At 68.5% G+C, this 25,992-nt stretch carries 18 protein-coding genes; 9 read left to right on the forward strand and 9 right to left on the reverse strand.

Features of this window, described 5'->3' with window-relative positions; translation table 11 throughout:
* The first annotated feature begins 38 nt into the window (after nucleotides 1–38).
* From ACIQBL_RS47695 to ACIQBL_RS47705, 3 genes are read left to right on the forward strand one after another with little or no spacing between them, the layout of a single operon-like run.
* Nucleotides 39–500 carry a hypothetical protein gene (locus ACIQBL_RS47695; protein WP_401955234.1) on the forward strand — a complete coding sequence of 154 codons (462 nt, stop codon included), beginning with the start codon at nucleotides 39–41 and terminating at the stop codon, nucleotides 498–500.
* A complete protein-coding gene (locus ACIQBL_RS47700; RefSeq protein ID WP_401955236.1) occupies nucleotides 500–2,698 on the forward strand; it encodes a hypothetical protein in 2,199 nt (732 codons plus the stop codon). Before ACIQBL_RS47695 ends, ACIQBL_RS47700 begins: the two co-directional genes overlap by 1 nt.
* A 20-nt stretch (nucleotides 2,699–2,718) precedes the next feature.
* On the forward strand, nucleotides 2,719–3,348 hold the full coding sequence (locus ACIQBL_RS47705; RefSeq protein WP_401955238.1) for a hypothetical protein: 630 nt from the start codon (nucleotides 2,719–2,721) through the stop codon (nucleotides 3,346–3,348).
* A 201-nt stretch (nucleotides 3,349–3,549) separates the two neighbouring features.
* Here the strand turns inward: ACIQBL_RS47705 and ACIQBL_RS47710 are convergent, their stop codons facing one another.
* From ACIQBL_RS47710 to ACIQBL_RS47730, 5 genes are all read right to left on the reverse strand, one after another.
* Nucleotides 3,550–3,849 (reverse strand): WXG100 family type VII secretion target, encoded by a 300-nt coding sequence (locus ACIQBL_RS47710; RefSeq protein ID WP_019075424.1) that lies wholly within the window; start codon nucleotides 3,847–3,849, stop codon nucleotides 3,550–3,552.
* 66 nt (nucleotides 3,850–3,915) lie between these two features.
* Nucleotides 3,916–4,263: a WXG100 family type VII secretion target gene (locus ACIQBL_RS47715; protein WP_043683474.1), complete on the reverse strand. Its 348-nt coding sequence runs from the start codon at nucleotides 4,261–4,263 to the stop codon at nucleotides 3,916–3,918.
* Nucleotides 4,264–4,317: 54 nt separating this feature from the next.
* The gene (locus ACIQBL_RS47720; protein ID WP_401955284.1) at nucleotides 4,318–5,502 is read right to left on the reverse strand and encodes a S8 family serine peptidase; all 1,185 of its coding nucleotides are present in this window, start codon (nucleotides 5,500–5,502) and stop codon (nucleotides 4,318–4,320) included.
* 135 nt (nucleotides 5,503–5,637) lie between these two features.
* Nucleotides 5,638–7,458 carry a hypothetical protein gene (locus ACIQBL_RS47725; RefSeq protein WP_401955241.1) on the reverse strand — a complete coding sequence of 607 codons (1,821 nt, stop codon included), beginning with the start codon at nucleotides 7,456–7,458 and terminating at the stop codon, nucleotides 5,638–5,640.
* Nucleotides 7,459–7,460: 2 nt separating this feature from the next.
* Nucleotides 7,461–7,880, reverse strand: coding sequence for a hypothetical protein (locus ACIQBL_RS47730; RefSeq protein ID WP_401955243.1), 420 nt, complete (start codon nucleotides 7,878–7,880; stop codon nucleotides 7,461–7,463).
* A gap of 901 nt (nucleotides 7,881–8,781) precedes the next feature.
* Between ACIQBL_RS47730 and ACIQBL_RS47735 the strand changes: the two genes are divergently transcribed.
* Genes ACIQBL_RS47735 through ACIQBL_RS47745 form a run of 3 tightly spaced genes read left to right on the forward strand, consistent with a single transcriptional unit; the run spans nucleotide 8,782 to nucleotide 12,109 of the window.
* Complete coding sequence (locus ACIQBL_RS47735; RefSeq protein ID WP_401955245.1) at nucleotides 8,782–9,255, forward strand: hypothetical protein; 474 nt, start codon at nucleotides 8,782–8,784, stop codon at nucleotides 9,253–9,255.
* An 11-nt stretch (nucleotides 9,256–9,266) separates the two neighbouring features.
* Nucleotides 9,267–11,570: a hypothetical protein gene (locus tag ACIQBL_RS47740; protein WP_401955247.1), complete on the forward strand. Its 2,304-nt coding sequence runs from the start codon at nucleotides 9,267–9,269 to the stop codon at nucleotides 11,568–11,570.
* Nucleotides 11,567–12,109 carry a hypothetical protein gene (locus tag ACIQBL_RS47745; RefSeq protein ID WP_401955249.1) on the forward strand — a complete coding sequence of 181 codons (543 nt, stop codon included), beginning with the start codon at nucleotides 11,567–11,569 and terminating at the stop codon, nucleotides 12,107–12,109. Before ACIQBL_RS47740 ends, ACIQBL_RS47745 begins: the two co-directional genes overlap by 4 nt.
* 45 nt (nucleotides 12,110–12,154) lie before the next feature.
* Here ACIQBL_RS47745 and mycP read toward each other — a convergent pair whose 3' ends face one another.
* Together mycP and eccB are read right to left on the reverse strand one after the other, a co-directional pair.
* Nucleotides 12,155–13,468, reverse strand: a complete 1,314-nt coding sequence (gene mycP, locus ACIQBL_RS47750) for a type VII secretion-associated serine protease mycosin (protein WP_401955251.1) — start codon at nucleotides 13,466–13,468, stop codon at nucleotides 12,155–12,157.
* 24 nt (nucleotides 13,469–13,492) lie between these two features.
* Complete coding sequence (eccB, locus tag ACIQBL_RS47755) at nucleotides 13,493–15,025, reverse strand: type VII secretion protein EccB (RefSeq protein ID WP_401955253.1); 1,533 nt, start codon at nucleotides 15,023–15,025, stop codon at nucleotides 13,493–13,495.
* A 205-nt stretch (nucleotides 15,026–15,230) separates the two neighbouring features.
* Between eccB and eccE the strand changes: the two genes are divergently transcribed.
* The 3 genes from eccE to ACIQBL_RS47770 all read left to right on the forward strand — a co-directional run bounded on the left by eccE (nucleotide 15,231) and on the right by ACIQBL_RS47770 (nucleotide 20,892).
* Complete coding sequence (gene eccE, locus ACIQBL_RS47760; RefSeq protein ID WP_401955255.1) at nucleotides 15,231–16,586, forward strand: type VII secretion protein EccE; 1,356 nt, start codon at nucleotides 15,231–15,233, stop codon at nucleotides 16,584–16,586.
* Entirely contained in the window at nucleotides 16,586–17,386 is an 801-nt protein-coding gene (locus ACIQBL_RS47765) for a hypothetical protein (protein ID WP_401955257.1), read from the forward strand. The genes eccE and ACIQBL_RS47765 overlap by 1 nt, the downstream gene beginning before the upstream one ends.
* A 278-nt stretch (nucleotides 17,387–17,664) precedes the next feature.
* A complete protein-coding gene (locus tag ACIQBL_RS47770; RefSeq protein ID WP_401955259.1) occupies nucleotides 17,665–20,892 on the forward strand; it encodes an SCO5717 family growth-regulating ATPase in 3,228 nt (1,075 codons plus the stop codon).
* 74 nt (nucleotides 20,893–20,966) lie between these two features.
* Here ACIQBL_RS47770 and ACIQBL_RS47775 read toward each other — a convergent pair whose 3' ends face one another.
* On the reverse strand, nucleotides 20,967–21,926 hold the full coding sequence (locus ACIQBL_RS47775) for a bifunctional riboflavin kinase/FAD synthetase (protein ID WP_401955261.1): 960 nt from the start codon (nucleotides 21,924–21,926) through the stop codon (nucleotides 20,967–20,969).
* 139 nt (nucleotides 21,927–22,065) lie between these two features.
* The gene (locus tag ACIQBL_RS47780) at nucleotides 22,066–25,725 is read right to left on the reverse strand and encodes a trypsin-like peptidase domain-containing protein (RefSeq protein ID WP_401955263.1); all 3,660 of its coding nucleotides are present in this window, start codon (nucleotides 25,723–25,725) and stop codon (nucleotides 22,066–22,068) included.
* Between the last annotated feature and the right edge of the window lie 267 nt (nucleotides 25,726–25,992).

A 25,992-nucleotide genomic window follows, 5' to 3' on the forward strand; every position in this document is an offset into this window, starting at 1 on the left:
TAGCAGGGTTTACGCAGACAAACGGGAGGTATCCACGCATGGCGTGGGACGAGTGGGAGCAGCTCAAGACCCAGGCGGCGGAGCGGCACTCGGCGAAAATGGAGCTCAACCAGTTGCCGGCGGACCGGGGCGGCAGCGGGAGCGGGGACAGTCCGCAAGGTGATCTGCGGGTGAGTCAGAAGGACTTGACCGCGGTCGGTGACGCCGCATACCAGCTGCACCAGGACTTCGCCCACTTCAGCACCTACGCCCGTATCGCCTCCCTCACCGCGGCCGGCGGTCTCAAGAAGCAGGGCTTCGCGCTCGGCGCCGCGCTCGACCACGTCGCCGAACGCTGGGCGGACCAGACCCGGTCCCTGCTCGACGCCACTGCCCACATCTCGAATCACCTCGACTACACCAAGGGCGCACACGCCAGGGACGAGGTCTACATCGCCGACTCCATCAGCAGCATCTCCACCCTCGACGACGGCTTCGACCACCGGAACGGGCAGAGCTGATGGACCTCGACACACTCCGGTACGGCAACTTCCAGCAACTCGGTGAGGCCATCACCGACTGGCAGCAGATGACGAAGAAACTCGCCGATCTCAAGAAGGATGCCGAGAACAACCTCAAGGCCAAGGCTGACAAAGCGGATTGGGCCGGTCTCAACGCCACCGTCACCCGTCAGTTCGTGGACAAGACCGCCACCGAGTTCGGCGACGCGCACACGCAGGCAGACTCGATCTCGAAGATCCTGAGTGACACGCACGGTGAACTCGTCAACTACCGGACCCAGTTGAACAGTGCGATCGACCGCTGCGCCAAGAAGCACCTGACGGTGGTGGACACCGGCGACGGCACCTTCGTGGTCACCCAGAACACCCGCCCCGACTGGGCATCCGACCCCAGCGGCAAGACGGACACCACCAGCCAGCAGGACATCGACGCACTCCGCACCGAGATCGCGCACATTCTGAGCAAGGCCACCGAGAGCGACAACAGCGCCGCCAAGGTTCTCCAACTCCTCGTCGACCAGGCCGAGTACGGCTTCTCCGACGCCGCGTACGCGGACCGCGACTCCGCCGCCAAGGCCGTAGAAGCCGCCGACAAAATGGCCAAAATGGCCAAGGATCCGAAGAAGATGTCGCTCGACGACATCACCAAGTTCAATCTGCACCTGGAGAACTACCACAATGACGCTCTTTTCTCAGAGCAGTTCGCGAAGCGGCTAGGCGCGAAGGGAACTCTTCAGTTCTGGGCGGACATGGCGGAACTTCATGCCGGTGCCAGGGGTACAGAACTCGCACGCATGGAGACCCTTCAAAAGAACTTGGGACTCACCTTGGCCACGGCATCGTTCTCAGACTCCGACGACATGCAAAATTGGAAGAAGGAAGTCCTCAAAGAAAGGAACACCAACTTCGTAACCGACCCTTCAAACCCGATGAAGAGTCCGGTCGGAGCTCTCGGCTCCCAGGTTCTTAGCAGCCTGCTGCGACAAGGGCATTTCGACACCAAATTCCTTGACGACTACCGTAGCGAACTTTTCAAGGCCGATAAGGGAGCAGGGGAGTCTGGCACCAACAACCTATGGACCAAGGGTTACGACCAGATCGACCTGGAATTCGGGAAGGGAAACGGTCGCGATCCTCTGGAAGGGCTTTTCGATGCCCTATCACACAATCCGGAGGCAGCAACCCACGCCTTCGACTCCAAGTCGGAGCTCGACCACATGTTCGGCACCACGAAGTACACGGATCGAGGAACTTCACTGGGGCACGCCCTGGAGGCTGCGGTGACCGGAGTACCGGCTGGGGACCCAACGCAGCAGGCTGCACCGCACAGCACAGCACAGGTCAAGATCATGGCGAACATCATGCAAGCCGTGGCTGACCCGGACGGCGGTGCAGGCCTTGTGGGCAAGCAGATGGGTGCGAGCTTCGGACATATGGCGGCAGCCTATATGCCTGAAATCAGCCAAGCATTTGGAGGCCCGAACTCCGGAACGGTGTTCGTCACGAACAGTGACGCTCCCTCGGGCCTCAATCGCTGGGACACAACGCGGTTCCTTTCCGCAGTTTCCCAAGATGCCGCAGGCAGGGCTGCAATTCGCTACGGCGAGGGCATCTACACCGGCAGCCTCCTGGACGCACACCTCTCCGACCCATCTTTGTTCGACGGAAGCCGCGAACAAGTTCTTCATGACATCGGCCGAAACGCTGGGATCATTGAAGGCATCGTCGGACGTTCTGTCGCAGACGCAGATATCAGCAGTGATATCGGGTCCACGAAGGATGAAAACGACGCTATTGCACAGCAGGGCGAGTTCTTCAAATCAGCAATGTCCGCCGGTGTCGGAATCGGATCCGTCGCGCTCGTACCCGCGACCGGTGGCGGTGCGCTGGCCGGAGCCGCCGGTGGAGGCTTCTTCGGCGGTGTCGCCAGCATGGCCGTCGATCGAATGGTCAGCGGCAAGGAACTGGACATGGGCCAGGCGATGGACGAGGCCTTGTACCGGACGGGCCGGGATCTCAGCCAGACACAGGATTCCGTCAGCCAGCAGACGCAGTGGTCGGTCGATGATGCTCTGAAACGCCACCATGTCGATCTACCCAAACAGGGGACCGACGATCTTATCCGGAATTCCGTCAATGAGGGCTGGGAATCGAGCGATTCCATCCTGCATGATTTCAAGCAACGCCCTACCGGTTAAGGAAGAGGATATTGCCCCCCATGAAGAAGAGAGCAAGAGGAACCATCCTTGGCATCGCGGCCCTCGGCCTACTGGGCGGAGGCTGGTTCGGATACCAGCAGGTTTTCACGAAAGGCCTCGATCACCTCCCGAGTAAAGTATGCGATAACGCAGCAAAGCGGGATACAGTGATTCGCGTGCTTCCTGACACTCGGTCAGCAAAGGAGGGGGCGAAGCAAGAGAATCCTGGCAAGAATTTTTCTTTCTACTGCCATATTTACACCAGTGACGATTCAATCCTGTCCGGCGAAGTGCAGGTTCAGGATTCCTCGGCAAAAGCGTGGGCTGATTACTACCGGGGGTACGGCGGCGCAGATGAGGGGGAGGTGGAGCGTGTTTCCCTCAAAGACGTCCAGGCGCTGTCCAAGACGCATATGTCTAGCGTGTACACCCCTTGCGTCCCACGAGGCGTCAAGGCAGCCGAAGCTTCACAATCCTATGCCCTCGTCACCGAAGTGCGCGTGATCGGGAAGAGCCGGACCAACGGGCTGGCACTACGTCAGGCCCTGACTGACTTCGCCTATCAGATCACCCGGCGGGCCTACGAACTGGGCGAGTGTCAGCCGACTCGGACATTCGCCGGGGAGCTTCCGCACTACGGGGCCAACTGAGATACCACTGCGGAGATCATCCGGCGCGGTGATCGATGCATATGGCCCGATCAGACGCAGGGCCGTGGCGCCGTCGCGGGTTGCTTCGTCGGCGATACTTGTCCCCGCAATGGAATTCTCGGCCCTTACGGTCTCTTGTTGACCAACGGCGGGGTGGCCGCCTCCCGCGCGCCCACCCCGGTTTCCGCTGCGATCCTCGCCCTACTGGAAGTAGCTGGCGGCCTTCTTGTCGCCTTCCATATAGGTACCGCCCGACGTGTACACGACATGGCCGATGCCGGTCAGCGCCGTGTGGATGTCGTTAGCTTCCTTGTCCCACCTGTGGAGCTTCTCGTTGAAGGTGCCCTGCGCGTCACCCTCCCAGTACTGCTGGCTCTTCACGACCAGCGCGCGAAGCTCCTGAAGGTCCTGCTCCAGCTGCTTCGCCTCGTTGCCGATCTTGGTGGCCGCAAAGTCCAGCCCGTCATAAGTGACGGAAAGGCCGTCGGAGTTACGGCTCATGCGTGTGTACCTCGTCTCGTTGGTTTGGGGCTGGTGAGCGTCGTGGCGTACGTCGCGACGCGTGGCTCAGTAGGAACTCAGCGAGGACGAGGGCACGGTCGGCGCACCGTCCTGGAGGTCGATCTTGTTGACCGCCGCGCGAACCTCGTCTTCCTTGCTGTCCTTGATGTTGCGCGTCGCGGTCATCGCCTCGATGACGTCACCGAGAATGGTGCCGATCTTCTGCAGCGACTCGTTGATCTCGTACTGCTTCTTGTCGAACGCCGCACGCCCGATACCGTGCCACTGGCCTTCGAGCCCGTCGATCACACCCTGAAGCCCGTGTACGCGCTTGGCGATGCCGTCGTACTTGTCGAGCATCTGCTTCTGGATATCGACTACTGCGGCATCTTCGAGCTTCTGCTTGTTGGACATGGTCAGCTCACCCTTCTTGTGTTGACTGATTCGCGGTCTGCGTGGATATCCCGGTTACCTGGCTCGCCGTGCGCGCATTACGGCAACGCCCGCACCACCGATGACGAGAACTGCTGCGGCACCGCCGAGTGCGATCCAGAGCGTGTTGCTGTTGTTGGACGACTCCGCGCTTGATCCCGCTGCGGAAGTGCCGCCGGTAGAAGTCTTTTGCCGGGCCTGCGACGTGGCCGACGCGGACGGAGTCGAAGTGGCCGAGGAGGAAGTCGCCGACTTGGCCAGCAGGTTGCCGCCGTTCTCCTTCGCGAGCGGGTCGACGTTGGCGGCGCCCGCGTCGTACTTGGCGTTCTCCAGCACCTTGCGGGGACGAATAAACCCGTAACCGGCGTACTTGCTTGGGTCGTTCTCCGCCCATGTCCGGCTCGCCGTGTCGATCAGGGAGCGGGTGACCTGGTTGACCGTCCAGTTGGGGTGGGCGGACCAGATGAGGGCGGCGGAGGCTGCAGTGATCGCGGTCGCGGGACTCGTGCCGGCCTTGTCGCAGTAAGAGCGGAAAGTGGTATCGCACCATCCCGGAAATCCTTCACCGGGTGCCACGAGGTCAACGTAGTTTCCGTACGAAGAGAACTTCGTGACGGCGAACGACGAATTGACCGCCGCGATGCCGACTACATAGGGGTAACCAGCGGGATAGTCGATATTGCCAGTACCTTTCCCCGTACCCGCATTTCCCACTGCGGCGACCATCAACTTGCCTTTTGAAGCGGCATACTTGATCGCTTCCTCCTCCTGTGGGCTGACAAACCCTCCGAAGGACATGCTGATGATTTTTGCGTCGGTGTCGGCTGCGGCCCTGATCGCCTGCCACGACTTGGGGGTCTTCTTCATCTCCGCTGAACCGGTCTTCAGTCCGGCAAGGGCGACACGATAGGGGACGATCTTCGCCCCCGGCGCCAATCCCTGCAGGCCGCCGTCGGATCCGGTACCCGCGATCAACTCGGCCATGGTGGTCCCATGGCCGAGGTAGTCGACCGTCGAGTGGTACGCGACCGCCTTGGGAACCTCGTCGGCGAGGACCTGCCCCTTCAACGAGGGTGTATTCGGGTTTACTCCGCTGTCGATGACAGCAACCTTTACACCCTCCCCCGTGCTGACCTTCCACATCTCGTGAACCCGCATCTCGTCCAGGTACCACTGCTTCGACTGGGCGTCGGCAGCGCCGGCATTCGGCGCGAATCCCACGCTCACTACAGCCAGGGCGCCGAGGACCGCACCTACGGCACGTACTCGTCCGGCGCAGCGTGTCCTGATCAGCGCAGCCCTCCGGGCTGGACGGCTGTTCCCTGACTTCATGACGTTGACTGTCCTCGCTCGCGCTCAGTTGACGGCCGGCGGCACATCACGCCGCGGCTGGATGGGCAAGTGTGTCTCTTCGTCCTCAACAAGGTGGTCGGGGCATGAAGCTCCGTCCGCTCGTTCCTTGTCGCCGGGCTTCCCTTGGCTGCCCGGTCCGCGTACGAGTCCGGAGCCACCGCGCGTCATGCCATTGCGTTCGGCTCGGGCAACAGATTTACGCTCGGTGGGCACGGCCGTGACACTCTCGGACGCGCCCGTACCCCCACGCGCCCTTGATGAACTCGAGGCGGGCCTTGCAGCAGCATCGGGCGCCCCGAAAACTCCACGCTGCCCCGGCCGACCGGGCACGGACCTGGAGCCGGTCGTTTCCTCAGCTCCTATGACGTTGCCGCGGGGAATCCTGGACCCGCCCTTCGCCGAATTGCCTGTGCCGTTGGTGGGCCGTCCGCCCACCACACCATTCGAACGACCGGCGCCGGTGGCCGAACCACCATTGGCTCGCGGAGTCGCCGTACCACTCGCTCTCGGGGTACCGCCGGTGACACCGCGCCCCATCGGGGACGGTTTGGCTCCAGCGGCGGAACCCTTGGTCAGCGACCGGCCGGTCTCGACGGCGCGGCCCATCTGACTCGTGGGCCCGCGGCTTGCCGACCGCCCCGTGTTTGAGTTCCTCAGGTCTGATGAACCACTGCGCCCTTGCGCGGAGACCGGGTTCCTAAGGCCTCCGGAACCGCCCGTGCTCCTGCCCAGGGGTCCGTTGGGCATGGGGGTTCCGAAGCCGCTGTCGAAGGCGTTGCCCGTACCGCCCCCCGTGGCAGGGGCACCCATGCCCGGCGGATTGTGGACCGTCGTTGGCACAGTGGTGGCTGGCGGCAATGTGCCCACGCTGTCGATGTTCGTGCGCGTGGGAATGTCAGGAGGCGCGACGTGACTGGTCACGTTCTTGGCAGGCGGCCTGACATCGCTCACGACGTGCTTGTCTGAATCACCCGTGGTCGACAGGACCGTGTTGTGATGCCCTGCGACACTTACCGCATTTGTCCCTTGTGTGTGGTCCGGGCTGGACTTCGTCGAGGCGTCGGAGGGCAGCCTGACCTCGGGTTGCGGCACGCCCACATCCGGCATCGACGTGAACTCAGGCGCCGTGCTGTTCAGCGCCGCCAGCTCATCCTTGGACACCACGTAATACGACGACAGCCGATTCATCTGGTTGATCGCCTCTTGGCGATCCTTCTCCACACGTACGGCCGCCGTGTACTCGTCCTTGTTCGCGACCTTCTCGGCCGCCGTGAACGTCGCGGGATGTTTCCGCGCCACTTGCGTATCGCGAGCGGGCATCGCACTGCGCACGGACGCCAGCCCCATGGCGGCGGCGGTGATCTGGTCGCCCGCGCCCCCGGCGAAAGTGCTCAGGCTCTGCGTCTGGATGACGAGTTCACTGCCCCACTTACGGAACGCGTCGCCCGACTCCCCGGCCCATTGAACCTTGTCGATGTGACCGCTGAGCTCCTCGGCCGCCGCCTTGATCGCGTCACGCGCGTCCCACAGGGCCTTGCCGGAGGACTCCAGATCCTCCGGGTTCGTCCGCTCTACGAGGTCGATCATCTCGTTGAGCGGGCGGTTCTCGAAGTTCGTACGACGGTCCTTGGACGGCCCGTGGACGGAGTCGTGGACGGCCTGGCCCTCCGACGTGCTCTCGACCACCGCGCGCACAGGGCTGTAGACGAGGCCGGCTAGGAGCCCGCTCTCTCGCGGACGCTCCTCGACACCCCGAGCCAGGTCGGTGAACTGATTCTGGCCGGCGACCCTTCTCAGGTCCGCCTTGTGCTGATGGTCAGTCATCGTCACCCACTCATCCCGGAGTTGGCGGTGTTGGTGCGCTCGGGACCCGAGGCGGCGTTGATCCTCGCGATCTCGGTCTGAATCTCCCAGAACCGCCGACGCTGATCTTCTTCCACCCCGTCAAAGGTGCCTCTGGCGCCTTGCACGGCGATACAGATCGCCTCGATCTGCAGATGCAGCGTCTTGGACAGGGAGGTGAGCTTGTGGTGGACCGCGTGGTACTCGTCGTACAAGCCGTCCGCCTCATGGAAAGCGCCACGCCCACCCCTGTGGATCGACCCCGCGCTGACCGTCTGGGCACCCACCCGTTTCGGATTCCCTGCCGACGCCTCAAGATCGCGCAGAACCTTGTCCACCCTTTTCACGAAGTCGGTCAACGCTTCGCTACTCGCCTCCAGGTCCTTCGCCCTGGTGTCCGACACGCCCCCCACCATGTCTGCCGGAAGCACGACGCTCCTCCCCGTTTCCCCGTACGTCCATCGGCTGCGGTCAGGCGGAGCCGGTCTCGTCCACTCACCGTACGATCGCAAACCGAGCCGCACCTGACAACGCGTTTACCACTGTAGTCAACCTGTACATCGGGTCCAACCGGCCCCTGCGCCAACTCAGTTACGACACCGAGCCAGACGCCACGCTTCGCCCGGTTTACTGTCTTTGATCCCCCCGGCCACACAACCCCTGGTCGATACCCAGCCGCCGACCGACCAATCGTGGCTGTGGCCGGCTCTCGCGAAAGCTTCCCCTCCTCGCGATCTCCATCAAATTTCCACACGCGATCGACACGCTTCGCGAGCAACTCCCTTGAAGCGTCGACGCGTTGCATCCACCCTCCGATGCCTCAACGAACCCGCACCGACCCCCTCACCGTCGAGAAGACGAGAGCGGAGACCAGAGGGCTCGTCCGCCGCAGTCCGAGCCGCCCCGGATCGGACGAGCCTGCGACCCACGAACCGGAGCCTGAAACTTCGGCCGTCACGTTGACGCCAATCCGCTCCCTCGCACGCACTTCCATTGGGTGAAGCGCAATAAGCCGTAGAGCAAAGCGGAACGGAGTGATCTCTCGGGCGGCCCACAGAGCGACCTCGCCACAGGTCGAGCGGATCCAGTCATCCGCAGGGCGACAGCCAGCCCCTGCGCAACCAACCGCGCCATCTCCTTCAGAACTTCACGCATCGACAATCAAGTCATTGCGGACATGACCCGGACTTTGCCCGAACCTGGTTGCTAACTTGACCGCGCGGTGCCGTCGAGACGGCCACGTTCGCCGAGTGGAAACACCTCCGGCAAAGCACACGGGGCAAAACACGGGGAAGGGGTCCACCCATGGCGTGGGAAGAGTGGGAGCAGCTCAAGTCTCAAGCGGCCGAGCGGCAGCCGACCCACATGCGCCTCAATCAACTGGCACCGGACGGTGGGGGCGGAGGCTCCGGGGACCTCATCGTGCACCAGGACGACCTCGGTGCCGTAGGGCATGAGGCGCGCATCCTGTACGACGGCATCCGTGCCGGGGCCGACATCGGTGCCGCCGGGGCCGGCAAGGACGGCGCCGGCTCGACGACTCAGGCCGCAACGACCCTGAAGTCACGGGGTTTCGAGACGGGCAGCGCCCTGGAGACGACCGTCGAGGTGTGGACGTCCCAGGTCAAGTCCGTGCTGCAGGCCTGTGCTCACATCTCCGACCACCTGGACTACAGCAAGAAGCGTCATGCCGAGGACGACATCGAGATCGGCACCGTCCTTCGCGACAGCGACGGCTCGGCCGTATCGGTGTCGAAACTCAACGAGTACTTCAAGTAGGGGAACCAGCTGTGGCTCTCACCTTCACGGACCTCGTTGAGGTCGACCTCGACAAGCTCGGTACCGCGGTATCGGACTGGAAGAAGACCGTCGACAGCCTCAAGACGTCGGCGGAGAACGCCCACAAGGGAATGCAGGCGAAGTCGGACTCGGCGCAGTGGGCCGGCGTCAACGCGACGGTGACCCGTGATTTCATCGCGAAGACGGCGAAGGAGGTCTCGGATCTCCACGTCGAGGCCGACAGCATCTATCAGGTGCTCGCCGACGGGCATCCAGAGCTCGTCTCGCTCCAGAAGCAGGTCAAGGACGCCGCGGGGAAGGACGCGAGCGCTCTCGGTGTGCGCGTCAATGACATCGGGGACGGAAGGGTCGTCTGCATCTTCCCCCACGTCCGTGGCGACACGGATGAACGCACGCAGGAACAGCTCGACGCCAAACGGGAGTTGGAGAACCGGATCAACCGGCTCCTGTCCCATGCCGCGGAGATCGACGCCTCGGTCGCCCGGGCGCTCCACAAGAGCCACGGCGATGATGCCCACAACGCGGGCCACAGCACGTACGGATCCCTGAACGACGCCCAGGCCGAACGCGCGCTGGAACTCGCCCGCCTGGGCGACAAGATGAGCGACGCGGAACTCCAGGAGTTCAACCGGCTGATGCGCTTCAACGACCGGGAGAAGGACGGGGAGTTCGCGACCGAGTTCTACCAGGGGCTGGGTGGGCCGGAGAAGACACTTGAGTTCTACGCCGAGATGTCGATCGACGGGACGAGTTCCGACGCGGGCAAGGTCCGGCTGAACGCCATGAAGGAACTTCAGCAGAACATGGGGTTCGCGCTGGCCAACGCCACGGACCCGGACACGAAGCAGCATCTGCCCGGGAGTTGGGGATCCGACTTCCGCCGCCTGGGCACCCAGCAGATCGGCTGGGAGCAGGGCCAGTGGAACAAGCCGTACGGCTACCAGGTCCTCGGCGGTCTGCTGCGTTACGGCAACTACGACCCCCGGTTCCTCGACCCGATCGCCGAGCACGTCACCCAACTGCACAAGAAGGACCCGTACTTCTTCCTCAACAACAAGGCCCCCGGCCAGGAGGACGTCTACGGCTTCAATCCCTCGGGCAAGTTGGGGTCGGGCAACGACCCGCTCAACAGCGTGCTGGAGGCACTCGGGCACAGTCCGGAGGCCTCGGAGAAGTTCTTCACCGAGCCGCCGACCGCGTACAACGAGGACGGCACGGTGAAGGGCGGCAGCCCGGGGTTCGAGTCGTATCTCGACCTGTTCACCGACGAGGATTTCGACTGGACGGTCGATACCAACGATACGAACATCCTTGCCTACGAGGACAAGACGAAGAACGCGCTGACCTTCGGGCCCGAAGCGCTCGGGCACGCATTGGAGTCGGCGACGACCGGGCGACCGTACGACGATGATTCCGGTGACGCCGTCAAGCACACGGAAGCCCGGGCGCACCTGGTCAGTGAGATCGTCAACAAATTCGGTGAGAATCCGGAACTTCTTCGGCACAACGAGAACGGCGACCTGGACGACCAGGAATCGGGCCCCCTGTACGGAATGCGCGACAGCCTCGGAGACATCACCGCCGAGTACATGGGCGATTTCCAACGCGCCATGTACAAGGAAGATCCCAACAGTGATCTGTTCCCGACGTTCAGTGCCGCCGCCGGCCTGGACAGCGGTCACGCCGCTCGTTTCCTGAGCGCCGTGGGGGAGGACCCGGATGCCTATGCGGCGATCACGAGCGCACAGCAGGCGTACACCGCCGAGGTCGTGGACCACGTCGTCAACGGCGGCAGCGACTCGACGGCCTCGCTGGACGGACGCTTGGGCGATGTGGTCGCGCCCGGTTCGGCGATCGCGGGCATCATGAGCGACTCCAGGGCCAACGCGATCTACGAGTATCACGCGGCGTCGGACACGGAGTTCAACGAGGCAGCTGCCGACAAGCAGAAATGGGTGAACCGCATTCTGGGCATGGGAATCGAGAAGGTCGGTGAACGCATTCCCATTGCCGGCGCTCCTCTCGAATGGGCTTCCGAAGACATCCAGGAGTCCATCATGAAGAGCATCGAGAAGGACACGGCGAGCGAAGCGGAACAAGAGGCGGGGACGAAATACACCGCCGGTCGTGAAGCGGCCATCGATTCGGCCCAAGCCTCGCTCGACAACGCATTGGTGAACAATCAGCACATCAACTCCGCCACGGCCGACGATCTGAGGCGTGCCGTTCGCACGGCCGCAGGTGTCAGCCACTCGGACGGCGCTCAGTGGAACTCGGAGAGTGACGCGAAGTGAGGCACAAGACATACATCCTGCGGGGTGTCTCCACAGTCGTCGCCGCCGTCGCCGCGGCCGGCTGCTCGGCGGACAAGCCGAGCCGGGAGTTCACGGTGCCCAAAGCCCTGTGCGGGGTGTCCGTGCCGGTCGACGCGCTGTCCCAGCTGCTGCCCGCCTCCGGCAAGAAGCTCACCACTGAGGCGGAGGGGTCGACCGACGATGTGCTGCTCTGCACGGTCCACGTCGACGACGTCATGGTGCTGGCGTTGAGCAGGGAGCGCATCGTCGCCGGCGACTCGGCGCGGCACATCCTGTACACCCAACTCCGCATCACACAGCCGAAGTTCACGGAAGGCACCAGCATCGCGTATGCCGACCACGCTGCTGTGTCACTGCTCAAGTGCCGTGGAGCCGACGTGCAGAAGGAGGACATCAGCACTCTGATCAACGTCTTGAAGCCCGCACGGCCGAACGAGTCGGCAATGAAGAGCCTGATCACCGACTACACGGCGAAGGTCAAAAAACAGGGGCCCTGCAAGAAGCGGAGCTCCTTCTGAGCGGGTGTCGGGGCTGACAACCGGTGCCGCGCTTCTCCACCTCCGTCAACTCCCCGCCCCGCCAGCACCCGTCACCCGCCCCCTCCGCCGACGCGCATCCCGCACCGCCACAGCCGTTCCCCCCAGCCCCGCCACCACAACCAACCCGCCCACAACCACATACGTCCCCAGCCGCGTGTTCCGTTCGCCCGCCGTCTCCCCGAAGTGGAGCGGGGCGACCGACGGTGCCTCGCCCTTCGTGACGCCGCCCTCGGGCTTGGGGGTCTGCACGGGGTGTTGCGGGTCGACGTCCGTGAGGGCCTTGACCGGGTCGACGACGCCCCAGCCGACGAGGCGGTCGTGGCCGGCGATCGTGCGTTCCGCGGTCTGTTCGATCTGGGCGACGATCTGCTGGGCAGTCCACTTGGGGTACTTGGCCTTCAACAGGGCCGCCACGCCCGCGACATACGGCGCCGAGAAGCTCGTACCGTTGTCGGAGCAGTGGCCCTTGCCCGGGACCGTGGAGATCATGTCGACGCCGGGGGCGGCCACGCCGACGAACTCGCCGGACTGGGAGAAGGAGGCGCGTTCGTTGTTGCGGTCGGAGGCCGCTACGGCGAGGACGCCCTGGTACGAGGCCGGGTAGGTGATCTGGACGTTGCCGCCGAGGCCGTCGTTGCCGGCCGAGGCGACGACCACGACCTTCCTGGACAAGGCGTAGTTCACGGCCTGTTCGAGGGTGTCGGCGGGAGCCACGGCGTTCGCCGTGTCCTGGGAGATGTTTATGACGCCGGCGCCCTTGTCGACGGCGTGACGGATCGCCGTCGCCAGGGTCTCGGCCGTGCCGTCGCCCTCCGCGTCGTTCTGCTTGATCGGGATGATCGTCGCGTCGGGCGCCAGGCCCACGAAACCCGTGCCCTTGGCGGGGCGCGCCGCGATGATGCCCGCCACGCGCGTGCCGTGGCCGACCGTGTCGGTGGTGCCCCGGTTGTTGCCGCGGTCGATCTTCTCGCCCTTGGCGTTCTTGTCGGGCAGGAGGTTCTCCCCCGCCGACGCGTCGACCGCCTTCGTCAACTGCGGGTTCTTGACGTCCACCCCGGTGTCGATGACCGCCACCTTGACGCCCTTGCCGGTGGACTGGGCCCACAGTTCGTCCAGGTTGACGCGTTGCAGCGCCCAGGGGCGGCCCGCGTACAGCTTCGACGGGAACGTGCACTGGCCGTCGTCCGCCCACGCCGGGGTCACCAGGGACAACGACAGTGGTACGGCCAGCATCGCACTCGTCACCGTGAGCGTGACCGCCGCCGACCCCGCCGCCGCACGGGTACGGGTACGGGTACGGGCAGGCGTACGGGTCCTCAACATCCTTGTGATCAGCATGAGTTGGCGTCCTCCCCCGTCGCGCTACGAACCCTGCGGCTGCCGTGCCGCCGCCTCCGACAGGCGTGGGCCCGTCGGCAGGAACGTCGACCACTCGGCGGGGACGGGGGCGGGGGTGACCTTCTCGTAGCCGAGGCGGGTCTGGGCGATCTTGGCCTCGTTCAGTTCTTCCTTGCGCTGCTTGGCCGTCGTGCCGATGCCGCTGTCGTCGGTGGTGCTGTCGCTGTTGGACTGGAGGGCGTAGCGCAGGCCCGTGTCGGTGACCAGGAAGACCGGGCCCGCGTCGGCCTCGGTGCCCATGACCTGGCGGTAGAGCTGGCCCGAGCCGGCGGTGACGTAGGCGCTGGAGGAGCCGGTGGGGAGGGGGGCGGGGAAGTCCGTGCCCACCCAGGTGGAGAGTGTCGTCCTGTTGCCGCTGCCGACCGAACGCAGCACATTGCAGACCGTGTTGCGGCCGCTGGTGGCGCTGGTGCCGTCGTTGACCGTCTTCGGCATGTACATCGGCCAGTTCTTGTCGGCCTCGAAGGTCGTGCTGTCGGTGATCGCGCCCGGGCTGACCGCCTGCGCCTCGCCCGTCTGTCCGGCCGGGAGAAGGGCACGGCTGTTGAGCAGCAGCGTGGCGACGAACTCCGTGATGCGGGCCACCTTGCCGGGCAGCACCACGTAGTAGGTCAGTGACTGGCCCTCGTTGGCCTTGAGGACCTCGCCGACCTTGTCGTACTCCCGCACCGACGGATCGGTGAGCGCGTTCGCCTTCGTGCCCGGGGTGCCGTCGGTGATCTTCGGGATCTCGATCGCGTCGCCCTTGTGGAGGGTGTCGAGCCACTCCTGGGAGACGCGCTGCGGGGCCCGGCGCTGGGTGTCGAGGGCCTTGAGGAGTTCGGTGTCGGAGGAGTCGGCCAGCGGGTAGGCGGTGCCCTTGGCGTCGACGACGTATTGGGTCTTGCCGTCCGGGGCGACGACGTACATGAGGTCGCCGCCGGTGAGCTTGCCGCTCCCCTCGGTCCTGGACCAGTCCTTCTCGGCCAGGACGAACGCGGCCTTCTGGATGGACCGGCCGCCGGCGGAGGGGGTCTCGCAGACCGCCCAGCGCTTCGCCGCCTCGGCCTCGTCGCGGGAGGGCAGGCGGTCGGGGGCGTAGGGGATGCCGATGGTGGCGCCGTGCGGGAGCCTGCCGCCGTCCAGGACGTCCTCGTCGACGGTGATGACGCTGTCGTTGCCGGGGTTCAGGAGGAGTTTGGCGGAGGCCATGTTGAGGACCGGGTGGAGTTGGGCCTCCTTGCCGGTCTTCAGCACGACGTACCGCGTGGTCGACTCGCTGGCCACGATGACGTGCGACTCGACGTCGGCCCAGCCCTGGGGAGCCGTCGGCTTGAACATGCCGATACCGCCGAACACCGCGAGGATCACCACGCCCACGACGAGGCCGGGCACCAGCGCGCTCAGCGGTTTCGGCGCCCCTTCGTCCGAGCCCGTCGGTGACGGCTGCAGGAAGGACGCGAGCGTACGGCGCTTCGCGAAGGTGTAGGCGTTGAGTTCGTCGCGCCGTGATGCCATCTGTGTCCGCTCTCTCCCCGTGCGGAGCCGTGGAGGACCTGTGGAGATACGTCCCCAGCCCCCGATTGCCTCTGATACCTCAGGTGTCAGACCCGCCCCCTACTATGCCTGTTGCGTGGGTGTGCTTGTGTCACGGGTAGGGTGCTCTGGCCTTGAGGGGACCGGAGCGCAGGGAAGTTCGGGAGAGTTCGGGGGGTTTGGAGTGATGGCTTCCGCAACGCGGAACCGGTCGCGATCGCAACCGGGATCCGGATCAGGTTCCATCGCGGGTTCTGGATCAGGTTCTGGAACAGGTTCCGGATCAGGTTCCGGATCGGGATCGGGATCGGGTTCCTTCACGCCGCATCTGAAGTCGCGCTCGGGGCGCGGGGGTTCGTTCACGACGCAGCGGCTGGTGCTGCTGGAGATCGCCGCCGCGCTCGTGGTGTGCGGCTGGCTCGTCGGCCCGATGGCGCTCGTGCCGGCGGTCGTGCTCGCCGCGCTCCTCACGGTCCTCGCTGTCGTACGACGCCGGGGGCGCTCCCTGCCGGAGTGGCTGGGCACGCTGCTGGCGCTGCGGTCCCGGGTCCGGCGGGCCGCGAGCACCCCGGTGCCGCCGGGGACCGACGCCGGTCTCGCGCCCGCCGTGGAGTGCGACCCGAACCTGCGGACGTACAGCTACCACCGCGGCGACGACCGCGACCGGCGGCCGGTCGGGATGGTCGGCGACGGCGACTTCCTCACCGCGGTCCTCCAAGTGGAGTCGGACGCGGGCGCGTTGCGTGCCGAGCGCGGGCGCAGACCGCTGCCCGTGGGGCTCGTCCGGGACACCCTCGACGTCGACGGGATCCGTCTCGAATCGGCGCAGATCGTGGTGCACACGCAGCCCGCGCCCGCGCTGCATCTGCCGCAGCAGTCGGTCGTGGTGAGCAACTACGCGCCGCTGCAGGCCCAGACGGGCTCCCCCGCGGTGCGCATCACCTGGATCGCGCTGAAGCTCGACCCCGAGCTGTGCCCCGAGGCGGTGGCCGCGCGCGGCGGCGGTCTGGTCGGCGCGCAGAAGTGCCTGGCGCGGTCGGCGGAGCATCTGTCCAGCCGACTGTCCGGCGCCGGTCTGCGGGCCACCGTGCTCTCGGAGGAGGAGCTGACGGCCGCGATCGCCACCTCCGCGTGCGCCAACCCGATGGTGACCGCGCAGGCCGGGCGGAGCGAGGCGCCGCAGCGGCGGACCGAGGAGTCCAGCCGCAGTTGGCGCTGCGACAACCGCCGGCACACCACGTACTGGGTGCGCCGCTGGCCCCAACTCGGCGATTCCGGGACCTCGTTGGCACAGCTGGTGGCGCGGCTGACGGCGGTGCCCGCGCTGGCCACGACCTTCAGTCTGACGCTGGCCCGCGGTGAGCGGCAGGACGTGGCGCTCACCGGACACCTGCGGATCACCGGCCGCAGCAACCAGGAACTGACCGACGCCCGGCGCGAGTTGGAGCAGGCGGCACGGCGGGAGCGCACCGGCCTCGCCCGCCTGGACCGTGAACAACTCCCCGGCGTCCTCGCCACGTTGCCCCTCGGAGGTGCCCGCTGATGACCATGACGCCCACAGAGCCTCGGGCCAATTCGGCCACTCCGACCGCTCCGACCGCTCCGACCGCTCCGACCGCTCCGGCCACCGGCATCGCCTCCCGCCTCCGCGCCGGCTTCGGCCTGCTCGGCCCCCGCCACCCCCGGCACGCGCTGCCCGTGGACCAGGTGGAGGCGCTCTCGCTGCCCATCGGGGACGACGGCGTGGTCGTGGGCATGGACCCCGAGGGCCGGCCGGCCGTGCTCGGGGTCAACCGCCCGACGCCGTACGACATCCTGCTGATCAGCGGCCTGTGGACGGCCCAGGTGCTGGCGCTGCGCGCGGCGGCCACCGGAGCGCGCGTCGCCGTCGAGACGGGACGCCCGCAGGCCTGGATGCAGATGGTGCACGCGATGGGCGGCGGACAGAACGGCCTCGCGGTGTACGACGTCGGCCGCGTCCCCCCGCAGGGCGCCTCCGCCGGTACGCCGGTGCTGGTGGTGCGGGACTGCGGGATGCGTCCGCCGCGCGGGCGGGTGACGTCGGCGCCCTGGCAGTCCGTGCTCACGCTGCTGCCGTATCTCAGCCCGGTCGCACCGCGGTTGATGCGTCAGGCGCGGCTGGTCGGTGTGCAGCGGGTCTCCCCGGACGAGGCGGCGGAGATCGGGCGCGTGATCGGCCTGCCGCGCGCCGACCTCGACACCCTGCCCACACTGCCCGACGGCGTCACGCTGTGGTGCACGGAGCGGGACCGGCAGTACGTGATGACACAGCCGACGGACGCGGAGGTCGGCCTGCTGGGCGTGGCCCGCCGCATGGACTGACCAGCCGGAGACAAGCGCCCCAAATATCCCATTCGGCCGATCCCCAAGGGGATTTGGGCCGCTATCGCCGGTCTCGGTTGTGTGGTGGTGCACGAAGGAGCGGGCGGGCCTGCCGAGTCCACGGTTTTCGTGATTAGGCTGGGACTGGGCACGTCACGAGTATCCGCGAGCGGGTGGTGCGTCGCCCAGGGGGCCCAGGGGGACAACCCGGCGCGGCGGATGTCGCGAGCGGTCGCCCCAGCACGGCACGAGGGTGCTCGACCACACCAGGAGGAATTGTGAGCAGCGATCGGGACGGGATCCGCGGGGGCTGGGCCACACCCGGCGATGACCAGCCCGACGACGAGTCCGCCATCGAGATGACGGGCGAGTTCACGATCGACTACGCACCGCCCGCCTGGTACACACAGAACTCGTCGGGCGCGTCCGCACAGGCCTCACCGACGCCGACGCCGACGCCGGCTCCGACTCCGACTCCGACTCCGACTCCGACTCCGGCGGGCGGTACGGCCACACCGCCGCCTCCGCCGCCCCCGATCGGCCTCCCGTTCTCGGTGCCGCCACCGCCCGAGAACGTCGGTTTCCCGTCCGGCTGGGCTCCCGCGCTCCACGACGAGGAGGACGACTACGAGGACGAGAACGGCGACCTCGTGAGCGGCGCGACCATGCGGATCTCCTCCGCCGCGCTCAAGCGGGAGATCGCGGAGCGGGACGCGGTACCGGCCGCGGCACCGGAGCCTGCGGACACCCCGGCCGCTCCGGGGCCGGCTCCGGCCGAGGACCTCGTAGAAGCCGAGGGTCTCGTAGAAGGTGCCGAAGGTGCGCAATCGGGCCCCGGGGAAACGGAGTTGGAGGGCGAGGCGGTCGACGAGGCGGTTCCGGCCGACGGTGGAGCACCGGAGGACGGTGACACCGAGGGCACCGACGCGGCCGAGGTGAGCACTCAGGACGAGGACGACGCGGAGCCCGCCGGCGACGAGAGCGGTGCCGAAGCGTCAGCGCCAGCCACTGACGCGGGCCCCGCCACCGACTCGGCCGACGCCCCGATGGCCGACCAGACCGGTACCCCGGACGACGAGCCGAACAACGCCGACGCCACGGCGCCCACGTCCGCACCCATTCCCGCACCCATTCCCGCACCCATTCCCGCACCCACTCCCGCTCTCACACCGGAGGCCGACTCCCCCCAGGGAGCCGCTCCGGCCGCGGATGCCGTCGTCGACGTACCGGACCTTCCGCCGGCCTGGTCCCGCCCGCCGAGCCCGCAGACCGGGGTCCCGCCGCTACCGCCCTCCTACCAGCCCGCCGCCCCGGCCCCGGCCGACCAGTGGCCCGCGCAGCCCCAGCCCCAAGCTCAGCCGCAGCCTGTGGCGGCGGAGGCCGCGGCACCTCAGCCGCCCGTGCCGCAGCAGCCCGCCGCACCCCCGGCCCAGCCGCCCTTCCCGCCCCAGCAGCAACCCGCGTTCCAGCCGCAGCCCCCGCAACCCGCCCCGGCCGCCTGGAACGCACCGCCCGTACCGAACCCCCAGGACGGCTACGGCTTCCCACCGGCACAGCAGGCCCAGCCCAGCCCCGCCGCGCCGAACCAACAGGACGGCTACGGCTTCCCCCCGCCCCAGCAGGGCCGGCCGGGAACTCCGCAGACCCAGCCCACCCCCAACGCGGCGAACCAGCAAGGCGGTTACGGCTTCCCGCCCGCGCCCGCGCAACAAGACCAGTCGGGCGTTCCGCAGACCCAGCCCGCCCCCAACACACCGAACCAGCAAGGCGGTTACGGCTTCCCGCCCGCGCCCGCACCACAAGAACAGCCCGGCGTTCCGCAAGGCGGGCCCGCCTCCGGGCCTTCCCACCCGCAGGACGGTTACGGCTTCCCGCCGCCGCCCGCCCAACAGGCCCAGCCCACTCCCGCACCTCCCCACCAGCAGGACGGCTACGGCTTCCCCCTGGCGACCCCGCACCAGGGACAGCGCGGCGGCCCCGGCACCCCCCAAGCGCAGCCCACCCCCGCATCACCCGACCCGCAGAGCGGCTACGGCTTCCCGCCCGCGCCCGAGCCGTACGGCCACCCCGGCATCCCCCCGCAGCCCCAGGCCCAGCCCCAACTCCAGCCCGACGGCACACACCCCGCGCAGCCTCACCCCCGACAACCGCACCCCCAGCCCCCGATCGACCCCCGCACCGGTGCCGCCTGGCCCCAGCCCATGCAGCACGACCAGCGGCAGCCGACCAACCCCGGTGCCGCGCCCCTGGGTTACACCGCTGCCGTGGAGCTGTCGTCGGACCGGCTGCTCAACAACAAGAAGCAGAAGGCGAAGAGCGGCCGGCCCGGTGCCGCGTCCTCGCGGTTCAAGCTCGGCGGGAAGAAGGAAGAGGCCGAGCGGCAGCGGAAGTTGGAGCTGATCCGGACGCCGGTGCTGTCCTGCTACCGGATCGCGGTCATCAGCCTCAAGGGCGGTGTCGGCAAGACCACGACCACGACCGCGCTCGGTTCCACGCTCGCCACCGAGCGTCAGGACAAGATCCTCGCGATCGACGCCAACCCGGACGCCGGCACCCTCGGCCGCCGGGTGCGCCGCGAGACCGGCGCCACCATCCGCGACCTGGTCCAGGCGATCCCGTACCTCAACTCGTACATGGACATCCGCCGGTTCACGTCCCAGGCGGCCTCCGGCCTGGAGATCATCGCCAACGACGTCGACCCGGCCGTCTCCACCACCTTCAACGACGAGGACTACCGGCGCGCGCTCGACGTCCTCGGCAAGCAGTACCCGATCATCCTCACCGACTCCGGTACCGGCCTGCTCTACAGCGCCATGCGCGGAGTGCTCGACCTCGCCGACCAGCTCATCATCATCTCGACGCCGTCGGTGGACGGTGCGAGCAGTGCGAGTACGACACTGGACTGGCTGTCGGCACACGGGTACGCGGACCTCGTCTCGCGCTCGCTCACCGTCATCTCGGGGGTGCGCGAGACCGGCAAGATGATCAAGGTGGAGGACATCGTCAGCCACTTCGAGACGCGCTGCCGGGGTGTCGTGGTCGTGCCGTTCGACGAGCATCTCGCCGCCGGTGCGGAGGTCGACCTCGACATGATGCGGCCGAAGGTCCGGGAGTCGTACTTCCACCTGGCGGCGCTGGTCGCCGAGGACTTCGTCCGCCACCAGCAGATGCACGGCCTGTGGACGAGCGACGGCAACCCCCCGCCGGTGGCGGCCCCGCCGATGCCGGGCCGGCAGGGATACCCGGGAGCGCAGGGTTATCCCGGTCAGCAGGGTTATCCGGGTCAGCCGCAGCCGTACCCCGGCCGGCCCGCTCCCGGCCCGTACCCCCCGCAGCAGCCGCAGCACCAACCGCCGCCGCAGCCGGGCCAGCAGCTGTACGGCCAGCAGCCCTACCCCCAGCACCCGGGTCAGCAGGCCCAGCCCTACCCGCAGCACCCCGGTTACGCCCAGCCGGACGGTGGTCAGGCTCCGCCTCCCCCGCCGTCCGCACCCCCGCAGCAGTAACCCACGCCGAACACGAAGGGCGGCCGGTGCCCACAAGCACCGGCCGCCCTTCGGCGTCGTAGAAAGGAGAGCGGTTACTCGGCGTCGCCCGTGTCCGCCGAGATCAGCTCCCGGCAGCGCTTCACGTCCTGGGCGATCTGCTCCAGCAGGCCGTCCAGCGAGTCGAACCTCGCCTGGCCGCGCACGAACGCGAGGAAGTCGACGGCGACATGCAGGCCGTACAGATCGAGGCCGACGCGGTCGATGGCGTACGCCTCCACCGTGCGCTCGGTGCCGTCGAACTGCGGGTTCGTGCCGACGGAGATCGCGGCCGGCATGGCCTCTCCCTCGACGTGAAGGTAACCGGCGTAGACGCCGTCCGCCGGGATCGCCGTGTGGGGCAGGGTCTCGACGTTGGCCGTCGGGAAGCCCATCTCGCGCCCGCGCTGGGCGCCCCGCACCACGACACCCTCCACCCGGTGCGGGCGGCCGAGAATCTCGCGGGCGCCCTCGACGTCGCCCTCGGCGACCAGCCGCCTGGTCAGTGTGGAGGAGAAGGGCTCGCCGCCGCCCGCCGCACCGCTCACGTAAAGATCCACCACCTCTACCTCGAAGTCGTATGTCCTGCCCTGCTCGATCAGGAAGGCCACATTGCCCGCGGCCTTGTGGCCGAAGCGGAAGTTGGGGCCCTCGACGACCGCTTTCGCGTGCAGCTTGTCCACCAGGACCTTGACCACGAAGTCGGCCGGGGACAGCTTCGAGAACTCCTTGGTGAACGGCAGGATGAGCGCCGCGTCCACCCCCAGCTCGGCCATCAACTCGGCACGGCGGTGGTGCGGGGCCAGCAGCGGGGGGTGGCTGCCGGGGCGCACGACCTCGCTGGGGTGCGGGTCGAAGGTGACGACGACCGAGGGAACGCCCAGCTCACGCGCGCGTTCCACGGCGTGCCGGATGATCAGCTGGTGCCCGCGGTGGACCCCGTCATAAGAACCGATGGTGACGACACTGCGCCCCCAGTCCTCAGGGATGTCCTCCAAGCCACGCCAGCGCTGCACTGTGACCGCTCCTCATCGAACCCGTGTCCGTATGTAGACCTGTGTCATTGACCTCTTACGCAGGTCTAAGGGTGCCATGCCGGGGGCTCCCGGCCCGCATCGGCATGGAGGCTGTGACCGGGCGCACGTACCGGGCCCGCTATGCGGGAACCCCCACCCCGGCCAGGTTCTCGATCATGCGCCGCGTACTGGGTCCGACCACCGCCGCCCAGTCCTCCGGGGTGTCCGCCAGCCAGCGGGCCATCAGGGCGGCGAAGCCGGGGACGTGACGGCCCAGGTCGACGAGGCCGCGGTCGAAGCGGGTAGCGCCGGCGGGGGTGCGGACGAGCAGCCGGCCGGTGCGGTGGACGAGGTCGCGGATCTGGTCGTCGTCGCGCCGCGCCGCCGCGTGCAGCAGTGCGTCCAGTACGGCGGGGGCGTGCTCGTGCGCGAGCAGGAACTCCAGGAGTTCGCGGCGCAGCGGGCGGGAGGCGGGGGTGCCGGGGGCGGCGAGGACGGCCGCGAGGGCGGTCCTGACCGGTTCGGAACCGCCGTCGAGGAGGCCGGTGACCAGGGGGTGGAGGACGGCGCGGGCGGTGGGGCCGTGGTCGAGGCGCCGGTCGACGTAGACACCGAGGTGCGCGGCCGTCTCCGGCCACCGTACGACGGTCTCGCGCACCAGGGCTGCGGCCCGGCGGGCGAGAGCGGGGGTCGTGACGTCGGCGAGGGTGCGGACCGCCTCGCCGGCGTGCGGTCCGTGCAGGCGGGCGCGGAAGGCTTCGAGGACCGGCTCGGGGTGGGTGGTCAGCGCGGCGGCCAGCGCGCTCGGCGGGAACTGCGGGTCGCCGGACGCGAAGTGCCGCAGTGCCTGCGGGAGATGGCGGGCGCGGGTGTGCGGGTCGCGGACGAGGAGGGCGAGCGCGCCGCCGTGCAGGGAGCGGTCGGCGGGGCGGGCGAGGAGGAACTGGGCGGCGTAGCGCAGGAGTTCGCGGTCGGCCTCGGTCCGTACGTGCGGGGCGGCCCGCAGCCCGTACGCCACCGCCGCCACCCGCCGGGCCGGCCGCTCGTCGTGCGCCCACCGGTCCACGGCCCGGCACACCGCCGACGGCTCCTCCTCGGCGAGTACGGCGAGGAGTTCGTCGGCCCGCCCGTGCGCACGGCCGACGAGCACCTCCGTCAGATCGTCCAACGCCCGCCGCCGATGCGTGTGCAGCAACGCCTGCGCGGCCGTCGCCACGGTCGCGTCCGGCATCGCGGGCAACGGCCGCTCGTCGTCGAACCACCGGGTCAGCAGCGGCTGTACGGCGGTGGGGTCGGCGGCGAGCAACTCGGCCGCCGTGTCCAGGAATCGGGACCCGGTCCCGCCCTGCGGAGCACCGGTCCCGCCCTGCGGAGCACCGTCGGCCGGCACCAGCCGTCGCAGCAGCTCGAACCGCTCGGCCTCCTGGATGTGCAGCGCGGCCCAGAACTCCGGCGCGAACTCCCTTGGCACGGCACCCTGTTGCTCCCGCCGCGCCACCAACTGGTCGGCCAGCAACCGCAACGCCCCGCTGTACAGCGTCGCGTCCGGCACCAGCAGGAGCACCCCGGCCAGCAGCCGCGCGGCCCACCAGGAGTGCGGGTCGGCGTCCAGGGCCCCCGCCAACTCCTCCAGCCGCACGGCCAGTTCACGGGTGCCGTGCTGCCGGGCGAGGAGCAGCAGGGCCTGTACGACGGGGCCGATGCGGTGGTGGGGCACCGGGAGCGGATGTCCTTCCCGTGGGGTCCTGGGCCGGTGCACCAGCGCCCGCAGGGCCTCGTCCAGGTCGAGGTGCATGCCCTGGATCCAGTCGGCCAACTCCTCGTGGGCGAAGCGGTATCCGGTGCCTGCCGGCACGAGGAGTCCCTCGGTGAGGACGGCGGACGCCCATCCGGTACCGCCGCCGAGCCGCGCCGGTGCGGGGCCCCACGGGAACACCGCCTCGAACGACTCCCGGTCCAACTCCCCCTGCCCCGGCCCGAGACTGCGCCGCGCGGCTTCGTGCACCTGCCCGGACACCTTGGCGGCGAGCCGCCGTACGGGGGTGCCGCGCAGGCCGTTCTCGGCGGCGAGGCGCACCGCGATCCGGAGGCACATGAGGTCGAGATAGGCCGCGAACACGTCGGCACGGTCGAGTCGGACACCCGGGGCGGCGGGCAGCGGCAGCGCGGCGAGCACCTCGGAGAGGAGGCGCAGGGTGAGGGGGTGCCGGGCGTCGGGGTCGGCGAGGGCGCTCTCCGGGACGGCGTAGGCCGCGCGGGCTCGGCGGGCTTCGTCGTGCCGCAGGTCGCCGAGGTGGACGCAGGCTGGGAGCACCGTCCTGGGGGCTGCGCCCCCAGACCCCCGCTTCGGTCCTGAAGGGGCCTCGTCCTCGAACGCCGGACGGGCTGGATTCAAGTCGCCCCCGTACAAAGACCCGGCCGGAAACTCGGCCCCCGCCCCTTCCCAGTACTCCGCCCGACACCCCACCACCAACCGCGCCCCGTTCCCCCGCAACCACTTCCCCGTCCCCCGGGTCCACTCGCCCAACCGGTGCGCCAGCACAGGCGGCATCTCCTCGGGCCCGTCGAGAAGCAGCAGCAAGGGCCGGCCCGCGTCATACGCGACCCGCGCCAGCCGCTCGGGACTGACATCGCCGAGGTCACCGGGCAGCGAGACCGACGCGGCGACGATGCGTGCCGCCCGCCCCACCGCCCTCCGCACCGCGTCCGCCACCGACGCGTCCCCGTCCCGCAGATCGGCACCGCGCAACCACAGCGTGGGCGCCGGTTCCACACCCCCGTTGCGCCGCGCGGCGAGCGCCGCGAGTTCCGTCGTACGGCCGCTGCCCGGGGCCCCGACGAGCCCGAGCACGGCGGCCGAGCCCGCGGCGAACTCGGCGAATTCCCTTGCCACTGACGGCCGTTCGACGGGTTCCACCACACACGAGCCGTCGCCACCGCGCCGGGGACCCACGAACCCCGCGAGCGCTCCCGGCGGCCCGTCCGAGCCCACCGACGTGGCCGTCAGTTCCAGTACGCCCGCCAGATTGAGGTCGGCGCCGTACGCGGGCACGGTCTCCGCGTTGCGGGCGAGGAGGTCGCCCAACGGGTCCCCGGGATCGCGCACTTGGCGCAGGGGCACCGCGAACCCCGTGTCCCGTTGCCCGGACTGCAGTGCCGTGCCGAGGACACCGACCACCGCGCCGGTCACCGCGTCGAGGACCGGTCCGCCGGCCGCGCCCCCGCCCAGCCGCAGCGCGTCCCGTCCCGCCGTGCCGATCGCCAACTCCAGGGCGTCGTCGAGGAGATGGAAGCGGTCGGTGGCCGTGTAGGTCACGGAGGTCGCGCCCAGGACTCGGGCCTCGCGCCAGCAGCCGGCGGCGACGCGTACGTACGTGCCGGTCTGGACGCGGTCCCGGACCGTGACGGGGAGCGGGTCGACGCCGAGGCCCTCGGTGCGGACGAGGGCCAGGTCCAGGGCGGGCAGTGGAGTCACCGCGTCGGCGGTCACCAGGCAGGTGCGGTCGCCGACGGCGTGCACCACGACGCGGGGCAGTCCGTCGACCGCCTCGTGACTGGTGATCACCGTGCCGTGGTGGTCGGCGACGAACCCGGTGCCGCGCGGGCGGCCGGTGAGGTCACGGATGCGCACCAAGGCCTCGTCACGAGCAGAGGGCGCGGCGCAGGCGCCGTTACCCACAGTGGGCGCGGCACCGGCCGCATCGCCGACAGCGGGTGCGGCGCCCTGCGCCGATTGCTCTTCCCCCGTATCTTCCCGCGTACGACGGCCGCCGCCCGTCCGCGGGCCACGTCCCGCCATGGTCGAACCTCCCCGCCGTACCCGTGCCCTGTGTTCGACGGTAGGCGTGGCGTGATCAGCGGGACAGATCGCGTGGTGAACGCGCCCCCTTCCGCTCCCTCGGTTCACTCCGAGCGCCTGCCCAGGTGGGTGAATAGTCGCGGAGGGTTGGATACACCCTAGGGGTGGGGGAACCGAGGGGGGACCGTGGAGCGGCGGGAACGTGGACCCCGTGACCGCCGCTCCACGGGCGGGACTTGGCCCCCCGGGGCGTCTCTCGGAACCCGG

Origin of the sequence: Streptomyces sp. NPDC088350 (assembly GCF_044753545.1) — a bacterium.
Taxonomy (GTDB): Bacteria; Actinomycetota; Actinomycetes; order Streptomycetales; family Streptomycetaceae; genus Streptomyces.

Excerpts from the sequence above, each read along its gene's own strand:
- ACIQBL_RS47715 (WP_043683474.1), bottom strand. The coding sequence starts at position 4,263 with ATGTCCAACAAGCAGAAGCTCGAAGATGCCGCAGTAGTCGATATCCAG.
- eccB (WP_401955253.1), bottom strand. The coding sequence starts at position 15,025 with ATGGCATCACGGCGCGACGAACTCAACGCCTACACCTTCGCGAAGCGC.
- ACIQBL_RS47780 (WP_401955263.1), bottom strand. The coding sequence starts at position 25,725 with ATGGCGGGACGTGGCCCGCGGACGGGCGGCGGCCGTCGTACGCGGGAA.
- ACIQBL_RS47700 (WP_401955236.1), top strand. The coding sequence starts at position 500 with ATGGACCTCGACACACTCCGGTACGGCAACTTCCAGCAACTCGGTGAG.
- ACIQBL_RS47695 (WP_401955234.1), top strand. The coding sequence starts at position 39 with ATGGCGTGGGACGAGTGGGAGCAGCTCAAGACCCAGGCGGCGGAGCGG.
- mycP (WP_401955251.1), bottom strand. The coding sequence starts at position 13,468 with ATGCTGATCACAAGGATGTTGAGGACCCGTACGCCTGCCCGTACCCGT.
- ACIQBL_RS47735 (WP_401955245.1), top strand. The coding sequence starts at position 8,782 with ATGGCGTGGGAAGAGTGGGAGCAGCTCAAGTCTCAAGCGGCCGAGCGG.
- ACIQBL_RS47725 (WP_401955241.1), bottom strand. The coding sequence starts at position 7,458 with ATGACTGACCATCAGCACAAGGCGGACCTGAGAAGGGTCGCCGGCCAG.
- ACIQBL_RS47710 (WP_019075424.1), bottom strand. The coding sequence starts at position 3,849 with ATGAGCCGTAACTCCGACGGCCTTTCCGTCACTTATGACGGGCTGGAC.
- ACIQBL_RS47705 (WP_401955238.1), top strand. The coding sequence starts at position 2,719 with ATGAAGAAGAGAGCAAGAGGAACCATCCTTGGCATCGCGGCCCTCGGC.
- eccE (WP_401955255.1), top strand. The coding sequence starts at position 15,231 with ATGGCTTCCGCAACGCGGAACCGGTCGCGATCGCAACCGGGATCCGGA.
- ACIQBL_RS47765 (WP_401955257.1), top strand. The coding sequence starts at position 16,586 with ATGACCATGACGCCCACAGAGCCTCGGGCCAATTCGGCCACTCCGACC.